Origin of the sequence: Aeromonas sp. CU5 (genome assembly GCF_002586745.1) — a bacterium.
Lineage (GTDB): Bacteria > Pseudomonadota > Gammaproteobacteria > Enterobacterales > Aeromonadaceae > Aeromonas > Aeromonas sobria.
On sequence record NZ_CP023817.1, the window covers coordinates 2237694 to 2254397 of the forward strand.

Annotated in this window: 16 protein-coding genes; 13 read left to right on the forward strand and 3 right to left on the reverse strand. The window is 60.2% G+C overall.

The window, feature by feature from the left end:
• The first annotated feature begins 89 nt into the window (after positions 1-89).
• Both CK911_RS09755 and CK911_RS09760 read left to right on the forward strand, forming a co-directional pair.
• Positions 90-749 carry a YceH family protein gene (locus CK911_RS09755; RefSeq protein WP_098969784.1) on the forward strand — a complete coding sequence of 220 codons (660 nt, stop codon included), beginning with the start codon at positions 90-92 and terminating at the stop codon, positions 747-749.
• A gap of 85 nt (positions 750-834) precedes the next feature.
• On the forward strand, positions 835-1392 hold the full coding sequence (locus CK911_RS09760) for a HutD family protein (protein WP_098969785.1): 558 nt from the start codon (positions 835-837) through the stop codon (positions 1390-1392).
• Positions 1393-1509: 117 nt separating this feature from the next.
• On the opposite strand, the gene azu is transcribed toward CK911_RS09760, so the two are convergent.
• A complete protein-coding gene (gene azu, locus CK911_RS09765) occupies positions 1510-1950 on the reverse strand; it encodes an azurin (protein WP_042018827.1) in 441 nt (146 codons plus the stop codon).
• A gap of 335 nt (positions 1951-2285) precedes the next feature.
• Here azu and CK911_RS09770 point away from each other — a divergent pair, with 335 nt between their 5' ends.
• From CK911_RS09770 to CK911_RS09820, 11 genes are all read left to right on the forward strand, one after another.
• On the forward strand, positions 2286-3326 hold the full coding sequence (locus CK911_RS09770; RefSeq protein ID WP_098969786.1) for an FAD:protein FMN transferase: 1041 nt from the start codon (positions 2286-2288) through the stop codon (positions 3324-3326).
• A 175-nt stretch (positions 3327-3501) separates the two neighbouring features.
• A complete protein-coding gene (locus CK911_RS09775; RefSeq protein WP_098969787.1) occupies positions 3502-5148 on the forward strand; it encodes a tetratricopeptide repeat-containing response regulator in 1647 nt (548 codons plus the stop codon).
• A gap of 66 nt (positions 5149-5214) precedes the next feature.
• Positions 5215-6177 (forward strand): ion channel, encoded by a 963-nt coding sequence (locus tag CK911_RS09780; protein WP_098969788.1) that lies wholly within the window; start codon positions 5215-5217, stop codon positions 6175-6177.
• Between the two features lie 138 nt (positions 6178-6315).
• Positions 6316-7122 (forward strand): exodeoxyribonuclease III, encoded by an 807-nt coding sequence (gene xthA / locus CK911_RS09785; RefSeq protein ID WP_098969789.1) that lies wholly within the window; start codon positions 6316-6318, stop codon positions 7120-7122.
• A 144-nt stretch (positions 7123-7266) separates the two neighbouring features.
• Positions 7267-7698: a PPC domain-containing DNA-binding protein gene (locus tag CK911_RS09790; protein WP_098969790.1), complete on the forward strand. Its 432-nt coding sequence runs from the start codon at positions 7267-7269 to the stop codon at positions 7696-7698.
• Between the two features lie 8 nt (positions 7699-7706).
• Complete coding sequence (locus tag CK911_RS09795; RefSeq protein ID WP_098969791.1) at positions 7707-8285, forward strand: ECF transporter S component; 579 nt, start codon at positions 7707-7709, stop codon at positions 8283-8285.
• On the forward strand, positions 8285-8986 hold the full coding sequence (locus CK911_RS09800; protein WP_098969792.1) for an energy-coupling factor transporter transmembrane component T: 702 nt from the start codon (positions 8285-8287) through the stop codon (positions 8984-8986). Before CK911_RS09795 ends, CK911_RS09800 begins: the two co-directional genes overlap by 1 nt.
• A complete protein-coding gene (locus tag CK911_RS09805; RefSeq protein WP_098972579.1) occupies positions 8983-9801 on the forward strand; it encodes an energy-coupling factor ABC transporter ATP-binding protein in 819 nt (272 codons plus the stop codon). Before CK911_RS09800 ends, CK911_RS09805 begins: the two co-directional genes overlap by 4 nt.
• Positions 9788-10540 (forward strand): energy-coupling factor ABC transporter ATP-binding protein, encoded by a 753-nt coding sequence (locus tag CK911_RS09810; protein WP_098969793.1) that lies wholly within the window; start codon positions 9788-9790, stop codon positions 10538-10540. The genes CK911_RS09805 and CK911_RS09810 overlap by 14 nt, the downstream gene beginning before the upstream one ends.
• Positions 10541-10745: 205 nt before the next feature.
• A complete protein-coding gene (locus tag CK911_RS09815) occupies positions 10746-11945 on the forward strand; it encodes an efflux RND transporter periplasmic adaptor subunit (protein ID WP_042018810.1) in 1200 nt (399 codons plus the stop codon).
• 9 nt (positions 11946-11954) lie between these two features.
• Positions 11955-15059 (forward strand): efflux RND transporter permease subunit, encoded by a 3105-nt coding sequence (locus CK911_RS09820; protein WP_098969794.1) that lies wholly within the window; start codon positions 11955-11957, stop codon positions 15057-15059.
• A gap of 56 nt (positions 15060-15115) precedes the next feature.
• Here CK911_RS09820 and CK911_RS09825 read toward each other — a convergent pair whose 3' ends face one another.
• Together CK911_RS09825 and CK911_RS09830 are read right to left on the reverse strand one after the other, a co-directional pair.
• Complete coding sequence (locus CK911_RS09825; protein ID WP_042018805.1) at positions 15116-16201, reverse strand: HlyD family secretion protein; 1086 nt, start codon at positions 16199-16201, stop codon at positions 15116-15118.
• On the reverse strand, positions 16198-16653 hold the full coding sequence (locus CK911_RS09830; RefSeq protein WP_042018803.1) for a hypothetical protein: 456 nt from the start codon (positions 16651-16653) through the stop codon (positions 16198-16200). The genes CK911_RS09825 and CK911_RS09830 overlap by 4 nt, the downstream gene beginning before the upstream one ends.
• Positions 16654-16704 lie beyond the last annotated feature (51 nt).

Below are 16704 nucleotides of genomic sequence, written 5' to 3' on the forward strand. Positions count from 1 at the left end.
CTCGCAAAAATGGCGCGCAACGCTAGACGTAGCGCGGGCCATGGCTAAGATAGGGGCTCTTGAAATCGCGATGTGATAGGGAGTAGGAAATGGAGTTAGTACTTGGCCCGCTGGAGGCCCGTGTCATCGGCTGCCTGATTGAAAAAGAGATCTGCACCCCGGATCAATATCCCCTCTCCCTCAATGCGCTGGTGAACGCCTGCAACCAGAAGAGCAACCGCGAGCCGGTGCTGGAGCTCTCCGAACTCGATATCCGCGCCGTCATAGACGAGCTGATCCGCAAGCGGCTGGTGGTCAACACCGCCGGTTTCAACGCCCGGGTGCCCCGCTACCAGCACAGATTCTGCAACACCGAATTTGGCGAGCTCAAGTTCAGCACTCAGGAACTCGGCATCGTCTGCGAGCTGCTGCTGCGCGGCCCGCAGACCCCGGGTGAACTGCGTTCGCGCACCAACCGCCTCTGCAGCTTCGATGATGTCACCGAGGTGGATGCCACACTTGCCCAGCTCATCGAACAGGGCCCCTTCGTGGTCAAGCTACCGCGCGAGCCGGGCAAGCGCGAATCCCGCTACGCCCACCTGTTTAGCGGCGACGTGGATATTCAGGCGATGATGGATGCGGCCCCCGCGGCGGCCTATGCCTCCCCTGCCGCCGATCGCCTGAGCGAGCTGGAGCAGGAGGTGAGCGAGCTCAAGAGCCGCCTCGCCGCCATGGAAGCGCGGCTGGCGGCACTGGATGGTCAGGGCTGATCGCGTTTACCATCGCCAATCTCTATCAGGGAGCCGGGGCTGATGTCCCCGGCTCCCTGCGTTTTTTCATCGTGAGGAAGTGCCCGTGATCTCCCTGATTAAAGAGTCTGACCACCAGAAGATGCCCTGGAAAAACCAGCAGGGCACCACCAGCCAGATCCTCATCTCCCCCAAAGGGAGCAGCCTTGCCAAACTCGACTTTGACTACCGACTGAGCTCGGCCCCCATCAAGAGTGCGGGCCCCTTCTCCCCCTTTCCCGGTTATCAGCGCATTTTGCTGCCGGTAAGCGGGGCAGGCTTTGTGCTCAACGGCCACCCCTACGCCACCTTCGAGGCGGCGCACTTTAGCGGCGATGAGGAGACCCACTGCGAGTTGCTGAAAAAAGAGGTGACCGATCTGGGGCTTATCTACCACCCGGATCGCATAAGCGCCAACGTGCGGGTGCTGAACCTCCCCTTCCCGCTGACCCTCACGCTGGAACCCGAGAAAACCTACCTCTGCCACCTGCTGAGCGGCCAGTTGACCGTGCAGGGCAAAGAGGTGGCCATCAACGAGACGCTGGTGGTGACCGGGGAAGAGAGCATTCACTTCGAATGCCAGAAGAAGACCGCCATCGCCTTCTTTACCCTGCAGGCCAAATAGCGCTGGCGTCGGCTCGCAGCCATGCCACCCCACGCCAAACGCAAGCAACAGAGATGAAAAAGCCGGGCAATCCCGGCTTTTGCTATTCAGGCAACCGGCTCGATGCCGGTAACCGCCTTAGTTGACCTTGAAGGAGCCCTTCATCATGGCGAAGTGGCCGGGGAAGGAGCAGAAGAAGGTGAGATCCTTGCCCGCCAGACCGTCGGTCTTGAAGGTAACGCTGCTGCTCTCGCCGCCGCCGATCAGCTTGGTGTGAGCCAGCACACGGGGATCGTCCTTGGGCAGATAGCCGTTCTCGGCACCGGCGCTCATCCCCGCAGTCGCCACTGTCTGATAGTCGGCAGTGCTGGCCAGCACCCAGTTGTGGCCCATGGCAGCAGCCGGCAACTTGCCGGTGTGGTTCAGGGTGACCGTCACCTCTTTACAGGTAGCCGGCACGCTCATCTCTTTGAGGTTGTACTGCATGGCATCATTGCCTTCGATGACCAGTGCACACTCATCCGCCAGCACGGGGGCAGCCAGGGTACTCAGAAACAGCAGGGTAATCGCCTTTTTCATCATCTTCTCCTTTGATTGGCAATGGATGGCAACGACTTGGCGGATGCGGTTAGCGCTTCGCAAAGATGCCGTCTAAATCGACCTTCATTTTACTCAATTGTCTTCAATCGGCTATGGCTTTTGGCCAAAGCTGCGGGCCAGGTCACCAGACGGTGCCGTACTCTTCGATCAGTCTCCTCTGGATGGACGATACGATCCACTGCTGCCACAGGTTCAAAACTGTTTAATTTTTTCTGCTCTTTTCCCTCCGATTGCTCCTATCAGAGCTCGCCCGACGGGCGCCCCTTGGCTAAGCTAGCGCCCCGATATGAACCTTCTCCAGATGAGAGCGCCGGATGATTGCGATAACCCCCGTGGCGGCCCTGCGCGGCCTGCTGCTGACCCTGCTGCTGGCGCTGGCCGGCTGCCAACCCACCCCGCCTGCCCAGACCCGTATTCAGGGCAAGACCATGGGTACCTACTATGTGGTAACCCTGAGCGATAGCTACCCCGGTGGGGAGCCCTCCCTCAAAAGCGACGTAGAGAGTCTGCTGGCCCGGATGAACAAGGAGATCTCCACCTACGATCCGGGCTCGCTCATCTCCCGTTTCAATCAGGGGCCAGCCAACACCCCGTTTGCCGTCCCGCCCGCCATGGCCATCATAGTCCAGCAGGGCATTGATGCCGGTCGGCTGACCGACGGCAAGCTGGATGTGACCGTGGGGCCACTGGTCAATCTGTGGGGTTTTGGCCCGGACAAACGCCCGGTCAAGCGGCCCGATGAAGCGGCCATCGCTGCTGCCCGCCACAAGGTGGGGATCAACAAACTGACCCTGACCCCGCAGGGGGATCACTTCCTGCTAGAGAAAGCGATCCCGGATCTCTATCTCGACCTATCCACCCTCGGTGAAGGGGCCGCCTCCGACGAGATTGCCGCCCTGCTCGAGTACAAGGGGGTACACAACTACCTGATCGAAGTGGCCGGTGCGGTGCGCAGCAAGGGCAACAACAGCAAGGGCTCGCCGTGGAAAGTAGCCATCGTCGAACCCTCCGATCAGCCGGGGGCGTTTTCCGATATCGTCATCCCCAACGGCATGGCGCTCAGCACCGCGGGCAGCTATCGCAACTACTACGAGATGGATGGCCAGCGCTACTCCCATATCATCGACCCCGCTACAGGCCAACCGGTCACTCACAAGCTGGTCTCGGCGAGCGTCATCACCCCGACCGCGCTGGAGGCCGACGCCCTCGATACCGCCCTGATGGTGATGGGGCCCGAAGCGGGGATGGCATTTGCCAAACAGCACAAACTGGCGGTCTATCTCATCATCAAAACCGAACAGGGATTCAAAGCCGAGTACACCCCGCAATTTGCCCCCTATTTGGCGAAAAACTGATAGAGATGCGGGCAGAAAAAAGCGCGTGAACAGGGGGCCCCGTCAGCGGGGCCTTCTCGTTGGATGCGCCGGAACATGATGTGTCGTATGCAATCAGCTACTTGGCCAATTGCCTCTGCGGGCGCTTTGGTGGCACACTTTCTCCCATCCGCCCGCAGCGCCTCGACCCAGACAGATGCAGACACCTGAACAAGAGCCAGAAAAAAAGAGCCCAGCCAAGCCCCAACGCATTCTGATGGTCAATGAGCAGCGCTCGTTTCAGGTGATGATGAAGGCGATGCTGATCAATCTGGGTATCAGTAACATCACCTACTCCAATACTGCCGAGGATGCGCGACGCCGCTGCCAGAAGGGCAGTTTCGACATCTATCTCATCGATTACGATCTGGGGATCGGCGAAAATGGCCGCCAGCTGCTGGAGAGCCTGCGCGACAAGAGCCTGATCCCGCCCCAGAGCGTGGTGATCATGGTGAGCGGCGACAGCTCCCGCGCCATGGTGCTGAGCGCGCTGGAGGCCGAACCCGACGAATACCTGATGAAGCCCTTCTCCCAGGAGCAGTTCTCGTTTCGCCTCAAACGCGCCCTCGCCCGGCACAACGCCCTGGCCACGGTGTTTACTGCACTGGCCGAGAACAATCTGCCTGCCCTGATCACCGCCTGCGCCGAGCGGGCCGATGCGGTGCCCCGTTTTGCCAACTACTGCCGCTGCGTGCAGGCCGATACCCACCTCAAGCTGGATCAGGCGCAGGAGGCGCGCTCTTTGATGCGCCAGTTGCTGGCCGGGCAGGAGAACAGCTGGGCCCGCCTGACACTGGGCAAGGCGTGCAACACTCTGGGGCTCCATGAAGAGGCGGTCAGCCACCTGCAGGCAACCCTCAAAAATACCCCGCTGATGGTGGAAGCTCACCGCTGGCTGGCGGAATCTCTGCTCGCCCTTGGCAATGACGAGCAGGCGCAGCAGGAGCTCAGGCGGGCAGTGGATATCTCCCCCCAGTCGGTACAACTTTCCCGCCGTCTGGCGGAAGTGTGCCTGCAGCGCCACGACTACGCCCAGGCTAAAGATGTACTGCTTTCGCTGATCGATTTGTCGCGCAACTCCATCCACCGCACCCCCCACTATCTGGGGGCCTATATCCAGACCCTGACCCTCTATGCCCTCAACAGCAACGACAGCTATCACATCGCCAACCTGCAAAAACAGGTCAACTCGGCCCTGTCGCGGATCCGCGATTCGCTGATGATGTCGGAGTTCAACTACCCGGTGTTCGAACAGATCTGTCAGGCGCGGGTACAGATTGCGCTGGGAGAGCTGCTCAAGGGCAAGAAGATGCTCTATCGCGCCAACCAGAACTGGCTCGATGAACCGGCCACCATGCCCCCTGCCCTGCTCGGTGAAACTATTCTCGCCCTCTACCAGCTCGGCGAGTTTGAGTACGCCGAAAGCCTGCAGAGTCTGCTGGCAGAGGATGAAGATCGATTACTCACTACCTGCATTCAGGCGACCCGGGATGACAAGACGGTACTGGAACGGCGTCAGCGCTATCAGCAGCTCAACGAGCTGGGGATCAAGGCCTATCAAGCCGGTGAGCTGGAACAGGCGCTCGGCCATTTCCGCGAAGCCCTGCGCCGCGCCCCGGCCAATACCGGCGCGGCCCTCAACAAGATCCAGGTGTTACTGCAACTGATGCAGAAAAACCGCAAGAGCCCGGAGTTTGGCGCCGAGTGCAAAGAGACCCTGGACGTGCTCGACGGCATCCCCCTCAACCCGGCCCAGCAAGAGCGTTTTCGCAAGCTGCGGCAGGAGTTTACCCAGCTCAGCTAAGTCGCCACCACGCCCTCTTTTCCCCGCCTATGCTGAAACCAGTTCGGCAATCCGAGGGAAACGAAGATGGGAATGTGTCGTTATCTGGTGGCCGATGGCCGCCACTGCAGTGAAGAAGCCGGTGAGCACGATCTCTGCCACTGGCATGATCCCCACAGAGTCCATCAGGAAACTCACACCGCCGAGGCGCTAGAACAGTACGTTCGCGCTGGCGGTCTCTGCCATGGCCTGCAACTGGCAAAGGCCAACTTGACCGGCCTCAATCTGGTGAGCAAGGATACCGATCAGGGCTTCCTGCTAGAGCAGTGCAACCTCTATCGCGCCAACCTGCGAGGCAGTCACCTCTACGGCCTGCGCATGAAGGGAGGCAGCATGATGAAAGCCGATCTCAGCGATGCCAACCTCCAGTGCGCCGCCCTCGATGACGTCAACCTGCTCGGCATCCGCTGGCACAACACCCGACTCGACAACATGCAAACCGGCAAACGGGTGATGCAGGATCGCAAGGGGCGACGTGAGCGGGACCCCAAACAGGCGCGTGTCTGGTTCAAGGAGGCGGAAGAGACCTACCGGGATCTGCGCAAAGCCTCCGAGGCGCAGGGGATCTTCACCATGTCCGGCAACTATATCCAGCAGGAGCTCACCATGCGCCGGCTGCAACTGCCGTTCTGGTCGGCCCAGCGCTTCACCTCCTGGATCGTTGACCTGTTCTGCGGCTATGGCGAGGCCCCGATGCGGGTGGTGCTGTTCTCTCTGCTGCTTATCTTCATCTGCAGCATTTTTTACTTCTTCTTTGGCCTGAACTTTCAGGGCGAGTACCTCATCTATCAACCCAACGCGCCCTTCGAGCAAAATGCCATTTTCCTGCTCGAATGCCTCTACTACAGCGTGGTCACCTTCACCACCCTGGGCTATGGCGACTTCACTCCGGTCGGCCTCTCCAGGATCTTCGCCGCCTTCGAAGCCTTCACCGGCAGCTTCACGCTGGCATTGTTTGTGGTGGTGTTTGTCAAGAAGATGACCCGCTAAGTCAAAGGGAGCATTGCCGATACACATGCCGGTTGGGTCGGCGCTATTTCAGCGCTGGCCCTTGTGCCCCGGAACTTGCATCCACCGCAGATTCCGAGTCCAATAGCGGCTTATAAAAATGACATGAGCATCCCGAACATGAAAATCATCTCTTTCAATATCAACGGCCTGCGCGCACGCCTTCATCAATTGCAAGCCATCATCGACAAGCACCAGCCCGATGTGATCGGCCTGCAAGAGATAAAAGTACACGATGAAGCCTTCCCGCTCGCCGATGTGGAGGCCATGGGTTACCACGTCGAGTTTCACGGCCAGAAAGCCCACTACGGGGTGGCAATCATGAGTAAAAAGAAGCCGGTCAAGGTGGAAAAGGGCTTTCCCACCGATGACGACGATGCCCAGCGCCGGATGATCATGGCCACCTTCGAGCGAGAAGACGGCTCCCTCATCAAGGTGATGAATGGCTACTTCCCGCAGGGAGAAAGCCAGGATCACGAGACCAAGTTTCCGGCCAAGCAGAAATTCTATGAAGATTTGCAGCACTATCTGGAGACCAACCACACCCCGGATGACCCCCTGGTGTTGATCGGAGATGTGAATATCTCCCCCACCGATCTCGATATTGGCATCGGCGAGGCAAATCGCAAGCGCTGGCTGCGGGATGGCAAGTGCTCCTTCCTGCCCATCGAGCGCGAATGGATGGAGCGCCTGAAAGGGTTCGGCCTCACCGACACCTTCCGCGCAGCCAATCCCACCGAGTGCGAGCGCTTCTCCTGGTTTGACTACCGCTCCAAGGGCTTTGACGAGAACCGCGGCCTGCGCATCGACCTCATCATGGCCTCCGATGCCCTCAAGGACACTGTGACCGAGACCGGCATCGACTACGAGCTGCGCGGCATCGAGAAACCCTCCGACCACGCCCCTATCTGGGCCTGCTTCGCCTGATGCGGCGCAAGGTTAACCAATGAGCCGCTGCGAGTTTGCAAACTGTGAAGCGGCTCGCGGTTGCCCGCGATAAAAGGGCGTAAACACGCCTATCCAGACAAGGTGCCTCAGGGCACCTTCTTTTTGCAGCAAGGAGCGCCTGACGTGACCACCACGCAACTTCCCCTCTCTACCGCCCGCTTTCTGGCACTGCGCCTGTTGCCGGGTGAAGATCTGATCGCCGGATTACGCGCGCATATTGCCCGGCACGGCATACAGGCGGCCTGGATCGCCGGGGCGGTCGGTAGCCTGACCCACGCCAACCTGCGCTATGCCGCCCAGCCCGATGGCACCCTGCTGGAAGGGGCCTTCGAGGTGATCGCCCTCGGCGGCACGCTGGATCCCGAGTGCGAACACCTGCACCTCTCCATCTCTGACGAGCAGGGGTTGATGCGCGGCGGCCATGTGCTGCCCGGTTGCCGGGTGCGCACAACCCTAGAGCTTGTTATAGGGGAGCTGCAAGAGTACCGTTTTACCCGCGCCCCCTGCCCCCAATCCGGCTATGAAGAGCTGCTCATTACCCCCAGAACCTTGTGAGGATCCCTATGTCCGTCAGTAAACTTTCCAGCTACAACCTGGCCTTTATGGTCATCTGCATCGCCATCAACATGGTGGCGGGACAGGCGGTCTCCATGCTCAAGCTGCCCATCTTCCTCGACTCCATCGGGACTGTGCTCTGCGCCATTCTGGCGGGCCCCTGGATGGCTATAGCCAGCGGTCTGCTCACCAACCTGCTGTGGGGACTGCTCACCGGCCCCATCGCCGCAGCCTTTGCGCCGGTCGCCATGATGATTGGCCTCAGTGCCGGACTGATGGCGCGCGCTGGCTGGTTCAACAATCTGCCCAAGGTAGTGGTGAGCAGTGTGGTGATCACCCTGGCGCTCACCCTGGTGGCTATTCCCATCCGCTCCTACCTGTTTGGTGGCGCCACCGGCAGCGGTGCTGACTTTATGGTTGCCTACCTGCACGCCATGGGCAGCGATCTGCAAGAGTCGGTCGCCGTCACTGTGCTCGGCACCAACCTGCTGGACAAGCTGCTAACCGTGCTGATCGCCTGGGGGCTGGTACGCCGCCTGCCGCAGCGCACCCTGCGCCACTTCCCGCAGATGGCCGCCGTGCGCTAATGCACCCGTTTACCTCCCTCGCTCTCTGGCTGTGGTTTTCGGTCACGGCCAGCGTGCTGCCGCCCCCTTGGCTCTGGGGCTGGAGCCTGCTGCCGCTGCTCGTCTTGGTGCTGCTGCCAGGAGCCCGCTCCCGGGTCAAGCTGGTGTTGGCAGTAATGCTGCCGCTGGGACTGGGGCTCTATCTGGTGCACGGCCCCTGGTTGCGGATCCTGCTCGGCATGCCAGAGGCTCCTGCCAGCGAAGCGTTCCCCATTCTGCCCCTCTGGTGTCGCCTGCTCGCCTGCCTGGCCAGTGCCCAGCTCTGGCTGTGGGCGGTCTCGACCGAGCGGTTTGTCCATGCGCTGTTTGCCAGCCGGCTGCCCATCGCCCTCTCCTACCTCTGCTGTAGCCCGCTGCTGCTCAAAGAACAACTAGGCCACCAGCTGCAGGCCATCAAGGAGGCACAACTGGCCCGTGGCGTCCCCTTTGACGGCCATCCGCTGGCCCGGTTGCGCGCCACCATCCCGCTGCTCTCGCCGCTGGTCGGACAGGCGTTGAGCGAGCTGGCGACCCGCAGCATGGCGCTGGACCTGCGCGGCTTTCGCAGCCAGCCGACCCGCACCCGCGTGGTCGAGATCCCGCAGCAGCGTTATGAGCCGCTGCTGCGCTATCTGTTGCTGATGCTGGTGCTGCTGGAGATCGTCTGGAGGTGGTGGCCATGATCTCGCTACGAGGGTTGACCATCGGCCATGCGGCCCACCCTGACCACTTTCAGCTGGGGCCCCTCGATATTGAATTGGGCGCTGGCGAGTGGCTCACCATCCTCGGCGGCAACGGGGCGGGAAAATCCCTGCTGGCCCAACTGCTGGCGGGAGGCTGGTCGCAGCTGCACCTCAGCACCCTGGCCGGGAGTGGCACAATCCTCGGAACTCCCCACGACGGGGGGCAGCTCAATGAACAGGCGGCCCAACGCCAATGGGTACAGCAATCCCCCTATCTGCAATTTTCCGGCTGCTGCTTTTCGGTGGCGGATGAGGTGGCCTTCGGCCCGGCCAATCTGGCGCTACCGGTGACCGAGATCACCCGGCGGGTAGCTGACGCCATGACTTGCTGTCACTGCGAGGAGCTGGCGACGCAACATCCCCTCTCCCTGTCAGGAGGGCAGGCCCAGAGAGTAGTGCTGGCCAGTGCCCTGGCGATGGCGCCCAAGCTGCTGATCCTGGATCAAGCCTTCAGCCGTCTGACCCCGGAGGCGAGCCACACCCTGCTGCGGCAGATCCGCCGCTACAGCCAGCAGAGCGGCTGCAGCGTCATCTTGCTGGAACAACGGCTCTTTCCGGCCGCGCACTATTGCGAACAGTTCGTACTGCTCGACCATGGCCGCCAGTTGGCCTGCGGCGAGCTGGGCGAGGTGCTGCCCCATCTGCCCGGGCGGGTGATCCTGCCGGACTCCCTGCGCGAGGCGTTGCAGGCGCGCGACCCGCACCACCATCCCTACCCTTTGGCCATTTTGCGGGAGTTTTATGCTGAGCTTTGACCGCCTCTGCTTCTCATGGGCGCCGGACAATCCCTGCCTGCACGACATCACGTTGCAGATTGCCAGCGGGGAACAGGTGGCAATCGTCGGGGATAACGGCGCAGGCAAGTCGACCCTGCTGCGACTGGCGGCGGGCCTGCTGGCCCCCACCTCCGGTACGGTGAGCTGGCAACAACAGGGGCTCTGCGAGCAGCGGGCACTGGCGCGCGCCAGTCAGATCGGCTTTCTGTTTCAGGAATCGGAGCGCCAGCTGTTTCACAGCCGGGTCGACGATGAAATCGCCTTTGGCCTGCGCCTGCAAAAACTGCCGCGAGAGGAGACCCGCCAGCGGGTGGCGGCAGCGCTGGCGCAGTGCGAGCTGACACAGTGGGCGGCATCCCACCCGCTGGATCTCGATGCCGGCCAGCGGCGGATGGTGGCGGTGGCCTGCCTCCATGCCATGCAGCCCGACTTGCTGCTGCTCGACGAGCCGAGCCGGGATTTCGATCCCCGCTGGCTGGCCATTATGGAACGCTGGCTGGCCAGTGAACGGGCGAAGGGCACCACCATAGTGGCCATCAGTCACGATGCCGAATTTGTCAGACGCAACTTCACCACGCTGATCGAGCTGAACGCTGGCCGTCTGGTGGCCCACGGCCCCGCAGCCGAACGACTCTCAGCCCTTAATGGCTATAACCAACACGAGAAGAGCAGCGCCCTGCTGCTGGCAGCCCTCGCCCAGGCCGAACATCCCCGCTGACTTACTCCGGGCTCGGAAAAAGACATGAATCGCTCGTCAATCGTCAACCCCAATTGCCATGCCGAGCAGCTTGGGTTCAGGTTCCCCCCCTATCATCCTTGATTCCCTTAATAAATAAGTTGTTTTTTTTATCATGAAGTTAATGATGTGTATGGAACAACGCGCTGAACGCAGCCACCGGGATAGACCCAACAGGAGTTTGATGATGCAAGTGCCTAATGCAGGACGAAATAATTACAAACGCAGCTTGCTGACCCTGGCGCTGATTGGCGGACTGAGCGCCTGCGGCGATGACGCAACCCAGACAGCCCAGTCCATGCCTGCCGTGCCGGTGGTGGTCGCCGAAGCCACCCTGACCGATGTTCCGCTCACCACCGAGATGGTGGGAGAGACCGCCGGTTTTCGCGAGATTGATGTGCGCTCCCGGGTCAGTGGCATCCTGCTTAAGCGCACTTATGTGGAAGGTCAGCCGGTCACCGCTGGTCAGGAGCTGTTTGTGATCGACCCCGAGCCCTACAAGGTGGCGCTGGAGCAGGCCAAGGGTTCTCTGGCACAGGAGCAGGCCCGTCTCAACAAGGCCCGCGCCGATCGGGATCGCATCATTCCGTTGTTCAAACGTCAGGTGGTGAGCCGCAAAGATTATGATGACACCATCGCCAATTACGAAGGTGCTATCGCCAGCCTGCAAGCGGTGCAGGCCAAGGTGAAAGAGGCAGAGCTCAACCTCAGCTATACCCAGGTGACTGCCCCCATCAACGGTATGGCGAGCAAGAGCTCCCAGTCAGAAGGGAGCCTGATCGCCACCAGTGGTGATAATGGTCTGCTCACCACCATCACCCAATTTGATCCCCTCTACGTCAACTTCTCCTACTCGGAGCAGGATCGCCTCAAGTTTGACCATGCGATAAAAAAGGGATTGATTGAAGCCAAAGATGCAACCACCTGGCGCACCCATATTCGTCTGGCCGATGGCTCCCTCTATCCCCATGCAGGCAAGCTCAACTTCTCCGACAGCCGGGTCGATCCCCAGACCGGCACCATCCGTGCCCGCGCCATCTTCGACAATAAAGAGGGGGCGCTGCTGCCTGGCCAGTTTGTCCGTATGACCATTGATCTCGGTTTGCGCAAAAATGCCATCGTGGTTCCCCAACGCGCAATTGTTCAATCCCAGGCTGATCGCATGGTGATGGTGGTCGATGCCGACAACAAGGTGGTGCCACGCCCGGTTATGCTCGGCCAGAACGTTGACAGTGGTGTGCTGATCGACAGCGGCCTCAATGCCGGTGATCGTTACATCGTCGAAGGTCTGATGAAAGCGCGCCCCGGCGCCGTGGTCAAGCCGGTCTCTGCCGATGAAATGAACGCCATCACCACCAAGGTGATCGGCCAGTCTGCGGCCAAGTAAGGAGCTCGTATGTTTTCCAAGTTCTTCATAGAACGCCCCATCTTCGCCAGCGTAATTTCGATCATTATCGTGCTGGGCGGGTTGGCGGCGATGCGCGCGCTCCCCATCGAGCAGTATCCCCAGATCACCCCACCCGTAGTGCAAGTCACAGCCTATTACTCGGGCGCGACTCCAGAAGTGATCTCCCAGACAGTGGCGGCGCCACTGGAGCAGCAGATCAACGGTGTAGAAAACATGATCTACATGCAGTCGGGATCAGCCTCCAATGGCCAGATGAACCTCAATATCTATTTCGATATTGGCACCGATCCGGACCAGGCCACCATCAACGTCAACAACCGGGTCTCGGCCGCCATGGCTCAGCTGCCGGATGAGGTGAAAAAACAGGGGGTAACGGTTCGCAAAAAATCTACCTCGATCCTGCAGGTAGTCACACTGCAGTCTCCGGACGGGGAATTTGATACCACCTACCTGTCGAACTACGCCCTGCTCAATATCATTGACGAGCTAAAGCGGATTCCCGGGCTGGGTGATGCGACCCTGTTTGGCGGTACTGACTATGCCATGCGGATCTGGTTGCGACCGGATCGATTGGCCCAGCTGCAGCTCACACCAAGCGATGTGATCGGCGCCATTCGTGAGCAAAACACCCAGTTTGCAGCAGGCAAGATCGGCGCTCAGCCCACCAGTGCCCCCATCGATTTCACCTACACGGTGCAAACAAAAGGGCGCCTTGAGGATGTCACCGAGTTCCAGAACATCATCGTCCGCTCCATGCCCGATGGCTCCAAGATCCGGGTACGGGATGTCGCTCGGGTCGAGCTGGGCGGCAAGGATTACGATGTGACCGCCAGCGTAAATGGCAAGTCGGCCATCGGTATTTTCACCTACCTGCAACCGGGCGCCAATGCGGTGCAAGTGGCAGAGGATGTGGAAAAAACCATGACCCGCCTGCAGGAGCGCTTCCCGCAGGGACTGGAATACCGTATTCCCTATGACACCACCGAATTCGTGAAAATCTCCATCGAAGAGGTGGTCCACACCCTGTTCGAGGCGATCGCTCTGGTGTTCGTGGTGGTCTACCTGTTCCTGCAGAACTTCCGTGCCACCCTGATCCCCTGTATCGCCGTGCCGGTATCCTTGATCGGGACCTTCGCCGGCATGCTGGTGCTCGGCTTCTCCATCAACCTGCTGACCCTGTTCGGCATGGTGCTCGCCATCGGTATCGTGGTGGATGACGCCATCGTGGTGCTCGAAAACGTCGAGCGGATCATGAGCGAGAAGAAGTGCTCGCCCAAAGAGGCCGCCATCCTCGCCATGCAGGAGGTCTCCGGCCCGGTGATCGCCATCGTGCTGGTGCTCTGCGCTGTGTTCCTGCCGGTCGCCTTTATGGGCGGCATGACGGGGGTGATGTACAAGCAGTTCGCCATCACAGTCGCGGTCTCGGTCGCTATCTCCGGTCTGGTGGCACTGACCCTCTCTCCTGCCCTGTGCGCCGTACTATTGAAAGAGGGACACCACAAACCGGCCCGCTTCTTTGTCTGGTTCAACAACAGTTTTGACAAGCTGACCAGCCGCTACGTGCGCGGTGTGGCCTTCCTCAACCGCCGGGTTGGCGTGGCCTTTTGCATCATTGCGGTGATCGTCGGATCGATCGGCATTCTACTGATGAAGGTGCCGGGTGAATTGGTGCCCAATGAAGATCAGGGTTACCTCATCTCCTCCATCATGTTGCCAGATGCGGCGTCATTGACCCGTACACAGGCAGTGGCCAAGAATTTCGACAAGATCATCATGAACAACCCGAACGTGCAGGATGTGGTGACCTTCTCGGGTTTCGATATTCTCTCCAACTCCATTGTCAGCAACCGGGGACTCTCTTTCATTCCTTTGAAAGATTGGGCAGAGCGGAGCGAGGCGGGACAAAGCTCGTTCGATCTGGCCAAGAAGTTCCAAGGCTATAGCGCATTCGGGCTGGCTGATGGCTTTGTCGCCTCATTCAACCCGCCACCCATTCAGGGAATGTCCACCACCGGTGGCCTCGAAGCCTATCTGCAAAACCGTGGCACCGGCAACGCCCAAGCCTTCTCCGGCGAAGTGGAGCGCTTCCTGGAGGCAGCCAAACAACGACCGGAGTTTGCCAGCGTCACCACCACCTACCGCGCCAACGTACCTCAGGTCTATCTGGACCTGGATCGCGAAAAGGCCAAGGCACTGGGGCTGCCGATCAATGCGGTGTTTGACACAATGCAGGCCACCTTCGGTCAGGTCTATGTCAACGACTTCAACCAGTTCGGCCGCACCTACCGGGTACAGTTGCAGTCCGAGGCAGACTACCGCGCCAAGAAGAGCGACATCCGCAACGTCTATGTCCGCTCCGACAAGGGGGAGATGATCCCGCTCAGCAGTCTGGTCACTGTGCGTGATGCCACCGGCCCCGAACTGGTGGAGCGCTTCAACATCTTCCAAGCCGCCAAGATCATGGCCCAGCCCGCCCCCGGCTACAGCTCGGGTCAAGCCATCGCAGCGCTGGAGGTGGTAGCCAACGACACCCTGGGCAACGACGCCAAGCTGGAGTGGACCGGTTCCGCCTATCAGGAGAAAGCGGCCGCAGGCAGCGCCGGCACCGCATTCGGCTTTGGTATCGTGATGATCTTCCTCATCCTGGCTGCCCAGTATGAACGCTGGAGCCTGCCGTTTGCGGTGATCACCGCGGTGCCGTTCGCCCTGTTCGGCGCCCTGCTCGCCACCTGGGCGGTGGGGCTGACCAACAACGTCTACTTCCAGATCGGGCTGGTGACGCTCGTCGGGCTGGCGGCCAAGAACGCCATCCTGATCGTGGAGTTTGCGGTGATGAAACACGAAGAGGGGATGAGCCTCATCGAGTCGGCACTGGAGGCGGCGCGCCTGCGTTTTCGCCCCATCGTGATGACCTCGCTCGCCTTCATCCTCGGCTGTGTGCCGCTGGTCACCTCCAGCGGAGCAGGTGCGGCAAGCCGTCACGCCCTTGGCTGGCCGGTCATCGGCGGCATGCTGGCGGCCACCTTTATCGCCATCTTCTTTATCCCGCTGTTCTTCCGGCTCATCATGGGCCGCTCGGAAAAACAGACCTGACCTGCCCGTTTACCCTGACCAGGCCCCTCCTTCACGGAGGGGCTTTTTTTTACAAATCACATAGCAAACAGATAGGCCTTCATCGCCTTGAGCCGCACGGTCGCCCCGCCGATGATGTCAATAAAACCGAGTAATGGATGAGGCTTGTGTGCCGAGATCCAGGCCGAACCGGTGGCCCCGATGGGCAGCACCACACCATCAGGCTCCAGCATATCGAGGATCACGGTGCGACCATGGCTGGACATGTTGTTGCCCACATGCTGGCGCACATGCTGATCCCCTTGCATCGCCGTCAGCTGGGCTTCACCGGTACCGGTTCGCACTGAATGCACTCGCGCCCGGAAGATGCGCCCCGGATAGGCATCCACATAGAACTCGGCAAACTGGCCCGGCTCAATGGCGCGGTAGCTCTGATCCGGTATCCGGAACTCGAGGAACTTGCGCGAGGTATCGTAGAGGTGCATGTTGCCAGTGCGTGAACCATTGGCCAGATTGACCACCGACACCTGGCCGTCGAACGGCGCGCGGATCACCTTCTCTTCGTTGCGGCGCTCCTGCAACGCCAGCTCGGTTTCAAGGTTCAACACCTGGGAGCCGATGATTTTCAGCTTGGCCTCACTGGCACTCAACTGCGCCACATCACCATCGATCTGGGCCTGCAACTGGTCGCGACTCTGGATGCTGGAGTAGTTACCCAGCTGGGTCAGCCGCGCCAACTCCTTGCGATTGAGGGTCAGCCGCGACTGGATCGCCTGTTGCTGACTGAGCTCGGCAACGCTCTGGGCCTGCTGGGCGGTAATCTGGTGACTCAGGGCCTGCGCCTTGCCGTCACTCTCCCAGTTGGCGAGGGTATAGATGGGCTGTCCCCGCTTCACCTGCTGGTTATGAACAACATGGATTTGATCTATCTGATGAAACTGATTGGTACCCAACAAAGGGCCCAGTACGGCATGGGGTGCCTTGACCGTCGCCGAATCGGTAAAATCTACCGGTGCCAAATGGCGGGAGGTCGTCAGCAAACCAAGCGCCAACAAGGCACCAATGGCAGTGCTCCAGAAGCCGGTCTTGAGGTTCCAGGGCAGCACATTCAACTTCACCAGCAGCCAGACAATCAGGATATAGGGCAACAGTATCTCTTTCATGATGTCTCCCCCTGCTGACGACCACGACGAATGCCATGACCAATGATCTGGCTCACCCGCTCAGCCAGCACATCCCAGCGGGCAAAGGCGATGATGATGGCCAGCACCCACCAGGTCTTGTCGATAAACAGGCCGCACAGCGACAAGGCAAACACTAGCGTGATATGCACCGACTCGGACAATTTGGCGCGATGTACCGCAATTTCATGCAGTTGCCACAACAGATAGACCAGATAGAGCACCACATAGAGAGTAATGACGGTGATCACCCCCATAAACAGCTCGGAATCAAGTAACACCATGATGGCTGGCACGCCGTGATTGAACTGAGCCGCATCCACCGGATAGATCTGAGCCCCTTTTGAGAAGAACAGCACCAGTGCGACCGTGACCAGGATGAACGCCAGACGCCAGAGCCAGCGAACGAACAGGGATGAGTGAGGGGATGACATTATCTGTTGCTCCTCGTAAACAGGGTATCCAACAAGCACGTATTGGTGACG

Excerpts from the sequence above, each read along its gene's own strand:
- CK911_RS09805 (WP_098972579.1), top strand. The coding sequence starts at position 8,983 with ATGATCTCGCTACGAGGGTTGACCATCGGCCATGCGGCCCACCCTGAC.
- CK911_RS09830 (WP_042018803.1), bottom strand. The coding sequence starts at position 16,653 with ATGTCATCCCCTCACTCATCCCTGTTCGTTCGCTGGCTCTGGCGTCTG.
- CK911_RS09815 (WP_042018810.1), top strand. The coding sequence starts at position 10,746 with ATGCAAGTGCCTAATGCAGGACGAAATAATTACAAACGCAGCTTGCTG.
- CK911_RS09820 (WP_098969794.1), top strand. The coding sequence starts at position 11,955 with ATGTTTTCCAAGTTCTTCATAGAACGCCCCATCTTCGCCAGCGTAATT.
- CK911_RS09810 (WP_098969793.1), top strand. The coding sequence starts at position 9,788 with ATGCTGAGCTTTGACCGCCTCTGCTTCTCATGGGCGCCGGACAATCCC.
- CK911_RS09775 (WP_098969787.1), top strand. The coding sequence starts at position 3,502 with ATGCAGACACCTGAACAAGAGCCAGAAAAAAAGAGCCCAGCCAAGCCC.
- CK911_RS09795 (WP_098969791.1), top strand. The coding sequence starts at position 7,707 with ATGTCCGTCAGTAAACTTTCCAGCTACAACCTGGCCTTTATGGTCATC.
- CK911_RS09755 (WP_098969784.1), top strand. The coding sequence starts at position 90 with ATGGAGTTAGTACTTGGCCCGCTGGAGGCCCGTGTCATCGGCTGCCTG.
- CK911_RS09780 (WP_098969788.1), top strand. The coding sequence starts at position 5,215 with ATGGGAATGTGTCGTTATCTGGTGGCCGATGGCCGCCACTGCAGTGAA.
- CK911_RS09825 (WP_042018805.1), bottom strand. The coding sequence starts at position 16,201 with ATGAAAGAGATACTGTTGCCCTATATCCTGATTGTCTGGCTGCTGGTG.
- xthA (WP_098969789.1), top strand. The coding sequence starts at position 6,316 with ATGAAAATCATCTCTTTCAATATCAACGGCCTGCGCGCACGCCTTCAT.
- CK911_RS09800 (WP_098969792.1), top strand. The coding sequence starts at position 8,285 with ATGCACCCGTTTACCTCCCTCGCTCTCTGGCTGTGGTTTTCGGTCACG.
- azu (WP_042018827.1), bottom strand. The coding sequence starts at position 1,950 with ATGAAAAAGGCGATTACCCTGCTGTTTCTGAGTACCCTGGCTGCCCCC.
- CK911_RS09770 (WP_098969786.1), top strand. The coding sequence starts at position 2,286 with ATGATTGCGATAACCCCCGTGGCGGCCCTGCGCGGCCTGCTGCTGACC.